This window comes from Halochromatium sp., assembly GCF_054919635.1.
Map to the genome: position 1 here is coordinate 1 of NZ_JBUDPI010000335.1, position 4,090 is coordinate 4,090.

At 65.3% G+C, this 4,090-nt stretch carries 5 protein-coding genes; 3 read left to right on the plus strand and 2 right to left on the minus strand.

From position 1 onward, the window contains the following. Positions 1–162 precede the first annotated feature (162 nt). From ACY693_RS16090 to tnpB, 3 genes are all read left to right on the plus strand, one after another. Complete coding sequence (locus tag ACY693_RS16090) at positions 163–390, plus strand: hypothetical protein (RefSeq protein ID WP_462322826.1); 228 nt, start codon at positions 163–165, stop codon at positions 388–390. A 160-nt stretch (positions 391–550) separates the two neighbouring features. Continuing rightward, entirely contained in the window at positions 551–964 is a 414-nt protein-coding gene (locus tag ACY693_RS16095; RefSeq protein ID WP_462322827.1) for a hypothetical protein, read from the plus strand. Next, positions 961–1,311 (plus strand): IS66 family insertion sequence element accessory protein TnpB, encoded by a 351-nt coding sequence (gene tnpB, locus ACY693_RS16100; RefSeq protein WP_462322828.1) that lies wholly within the window; start codon positions 961–963, stop codon positions 1,309–1,311. The genes ACY693_RS16095 and tnpB overlap by 4 nt, the downstream gene beginning before the upstream one ends. On the opposite strand, the gene tnpC is transcribed toward tnpB, so the two are convergent. Next, positions 1,252–3,024 (minus strand): IS66 family transposase, encoded by a 1,773-nt coding sequence (tnpC, locus tag ACY693_RS16105; RefSeq protein WP_462322829.1) that lies wholly within the window; start codon positions 3,022–3,024, stop codon positions 1,252–1,254. The genes tnpB and tnpC overlap by 60 nt on opposite strands. Beyond that, entirely contained in the window at positions 3,015–3,890 is an 876-nt protein-coding gene (locus ACY693_RS16110) for a DUF4338 domain-containing protein (protein ID WP_462322830.1), read from the minus strand. Before ACY693_RS16110 ends, tnpC begins: the two co-directional genes overlap by 10 nt. Between the last annotated feature and the right edge of the window lie 200 nt (positions 3,891–4,090).

Here is a 4,090-nt window from a genome sequence, read left to right on the forward strand (position 1 = left end):
TCAGGGACACTCCGATCGTGAGCCGCCAAGCACACGATGTTGGAGAGTCCCGATGAACAAGATTGGTAACCGTTCACGGGCTCACGAGCCAGAAGCCGCGAACCCTGTGGGTGCTGGACTCAGACGTCAGAACCGGCTACTGTCGAGACCATGCACCCAATCATGGTCACGATCCAAGGCCGGCGCTGCTCGCCTGATCGCAGTTTAATCGAGCGGCTGCTCTCAGAGCAACCCGACTGGGGGCGAAGCCGGCTCTCGGTGGCGCTCTGCGAGCAGTGGATGTTAGCCCTCACGCTGATTCCCAGTCAAATGCCCGAGCTATTGCACGAGGCGCTGCCGCAGCTGTCCCGGATTGATGACGCCGGTGGGCGAGTCAGAGCAGGTGGATGAGCGCGGCAGCCGCAGACGTGGTCAATGACCAACGCGCGCGTGAGTCACGCGCCGCTGAGGTGAGCGCACGTTAAGTGTGTAGTTCCGGCAAGCGTGCGTGATCCCTTGACAGGGTGGTGACTAGGATATCGCCGGTGCAAAGCCATCACCGGGGGTCCGCATGAACACCGAAACCGCCCCGCTGCCGCCATCGCCGTTAACGCTGGAAGAGGTTGCCGAGCATTTCGCGCACTGGCGCCAACGTAAGCGCCCCGGGGAACGCATTCCCGAGTCACTCTGGATCGAGGCCATCGCGCTGGTTGAGCGCGACGGGTTGTCCCGGGTGACCCGCCGGCTGCGACTCAAGCGCGGCGATCTCAAGCGCCATCGCGAGCTCCTGCGCCATGAGCAGCGCCCCAACGAACCCGCAGCGACCTTTGTCGAACTGACGCCCGCAGCGATGACGCCGCCACCTGCCGACAGGCCAGCCGCGTTAGAGCTGATCCGCCCCGACGGGCTGCGCCTGCGCATCGAGCCCGGTGACGGGATCAACGCGCAGGCCGTGCTCGATCGCTTTCTCGGGCTCGGCGGATGATCCAGCTGAGCCCACAAAGCCGCATCTTCGTCGCCCTGGAGCCAGCGGATTTCCGTCGCGGCATCGATGGGCTGGCCGCGCTCTGTCGGCAACGGCTCGCAGAAGACCCCTTCAGCGGCGCGATCTTCGTCTTCCGCAACCGCCGCAAAAGCGCCCTGAAGCTGTTGTGCTACGACGGGCAAGGTTTCTGGCTGTGCCAGAAACGCCTCTCCCAAGGACGCCTGAGCTGGTGGCCCACCTCGGCACAGGCCAGCCAACAACTCTCAGCGCGCGAGCTGCAGATCCTGTTATGGAACGGCAACCCCGAGGACGCCGCCATGGCCGAGGACTGGCGGCGTGTCGCCTGAGGGTGGCGCCTGTGCACTGGGGGTCAGTGCGCCTTGAAAGGTCCACGGCAACCAGGCCGCGGGATCAGCAAAGACGGCCGAGCGGTGGTGCAGTAAGGCACTCAAATAGTCGATCGGATTGACCCCGTTGAGCCGGCAGGTCTCGATCAGGCTACTGAGCACATCACCGACATAGGCCCCATGCAGGGTCTTGTAGAACAGACTGTTGTTGCGATAGCGCACGCTGAGCTTGAGCACCTGCTCCACGGGATTATTGTCGAGTGGTGCGCCGCGAATGCGCACAAACCCCGTCAGTGCCGCCCAGCGCTTGAGCATATAATTGAACGCCTGACCCAAGCGACTATTGGGCTCCACCTGCTTGGCCTCGAACTGCTGCGCCATCCAGCGCTTGAGGCTCGTCATCACCGGAGCGCTGTGGGCCTGATGATGCGCGAGGCGTTGGGCCGGATTGAGCTGCGCCTCGACGCACTGGGCCTCCTGCTGATAGACCTTGGCGATCGCCGCGATCACCCGCTCGCAGGCCTCTGGGAAGAAGGCCTGGATGTCGACGAACTGGCGTCGCGCATGGACCAGACAATTCAGATCCACCACCCGATCGCCATGGCGCTTGAGCGTATTGGCCGCCAACGCATCGGCCATGCGCAGCATGGGCGGCAGCGTCGCCGGGCGCAAGGCCATCAGGTCATCGAGGTTCTCCCCGGCATGTTGGCGCCCGGTGAAGAACAGACAGACCCTCTGTTCACCTTCACAGCGCAGGGCCGTGGTGTAGATCGCCTGGCGCGCCGGTGGTGGCTCGGCCTGGTTCTCCTTGATCAAGGACAGCACCCGCGCGCGGGTATCATCCTGGAACACCACCTCGAGCTGGGCGGCGAACCCCTGCAGATGGTTGAACACCACGTAGCCGACGTCGGCAACCTGCTCAACCAGCTCCCATTGGGTGGCGTCGGGCAGGGGTTGGCCCAGCATCTGCTGGAAGGTTTCCAGGCGATTGAACGGCAGACCTAAATGATAGTGCGCCATCGCCAGGATCACCTTCAGGCTGGTGTCATAGCGCTCGGGGCTGACCTCGGGTGGCAGATGGGCGACGAACAGCATCCCACAGGCACTGCAGCGTAGGCGCTCGAGTTCATAGTGGGTCACCGCCATCAACGGCTGACCGCGAAAGCGCAGGCGCACCAGGGGTGGCATGGCGTACAAGCGACCACGCGCGCAGGCCGGGCAGCGGTCGCCGGGATTGAGGTGATCGTGATCACAGCGCTGGACCTCAGCGCCGGGATAATCGGCGGCCCCCAAACGACCATGGCCTGGCGCGCGGGGTGTCTCTGGCGGCTCGGAGGGACTCGGTGCTGGGGTGTCGGTCGGCGTCTCGACACGGGCTTCGGTCTTCTCCTGGGTGTCGTTCGCCGGCTCGGTGGTGCTCGCTGCCTCGGCGCCGCTGTCGCTCGGAGCATCCGCCGGCGGCTCAGGAGGGTCTGCGGGCGGCTTGCGTGGGGTCTTCTCGGTCGGTTTGCCGAACAGCAAGCGTTTCAACGTCGCCAGACTGATGCGGGTCTCGAGCAGCGCGTGCTCAAGCCACAGCAGGGTGCGCAACAAGGGGGCGATGCGCTGCTGATCGGCAGTCTCGAGCTGACCCTGCTCGGCGAGTGCGATCAGCCGCTCGACCTCCTCGGCCGCGAGCGACTCGGGCTCGTGCTGTGGCTCGGCTACTGACATAGGCGTTGGCGACAGTCTGCCACCAGCGGGTAGAGCCACACCGTCTTCACCGGCACCTGACCCAGGCGGTGATCACCGAGCTTGCCGCGGCCCTGGGTTTCACCGACGCAGCGCCAGTTCGCCGCTCGGTAGCAGGTGCCGCGGAAGCGCTCGGCCTCGACGAAGGTCTCCAGCAGATAAGGGCGATAGCCGTAGCGTGCTTGCCAGTGCCCAGGCAAGGTGCGCGCCGCGAGCCCCAGCAGCTTGCTCGCTAGTGACGGCACGCGAATCCAGGGCAAGATGAGGAAGCGCGCGTTATTGACCACTGCGCTCAAGTGGCGCTGGCGTTGCTCGCTGCTCCAGCCGATCCACTGATCACGCGGGGCGGTCTGCCAGGCCGCCGCGCCGAAGCCGAGCACGCCGACCAAGTGCTCGCCGGCATAGGCGAAGTAACGCAGCTGTGCGCCTGGCAGCGGCTTGTAGCCAAGATAGTGATAGCGGTCGATGAGCTCGTTCCATAAGCCACCGCGAGGCCGTTCGACCACCTCCAGACGCACCGGTCCAAGCGCACTCAGTGGGGCCTCGAGTGTCAGCCCCGGCTCGCCTTGCGGTGTGCGTCGAGCGTAGCAGCGTTGCGGCTCAAAGCGCCGCCGCGGGGGCGGCAGCTCGATCAGTCCGTCGCGATAGAGCCCCAGCAGCGCGACCCGACAACTCATGTCTTTGAGGCTGCCGTCGGGCTTGCGCCAGTCGAGTGCCTCACACACCCGGTAGCTCAGCTGCTGGCGGCTGGCTCCGGCATGCATGTGCAGGATGTCGCGGATCTGCTCGAGCGCGGCGGCGTCGAAGAGCCGTCCGCTGTAGCGTTTGTTGGTCGATGTCGCTTCCATGCGCGACGTTGTACCGGAAACGAGCCCTCGTGTCCCGCAGACATCGCGTGCGCGATCATTCCCTCGATTGATCGGCCAACGGCTGCCGCAGCGTTGATCGTCACAGACGGTTCAGCAACTGGCACGCATGATTGCCGGAACTACACCACTGCTCCAAGGGCGTCGCCCCCTCGAGCCCCCGATGCGGGCTGTGGTGGTAC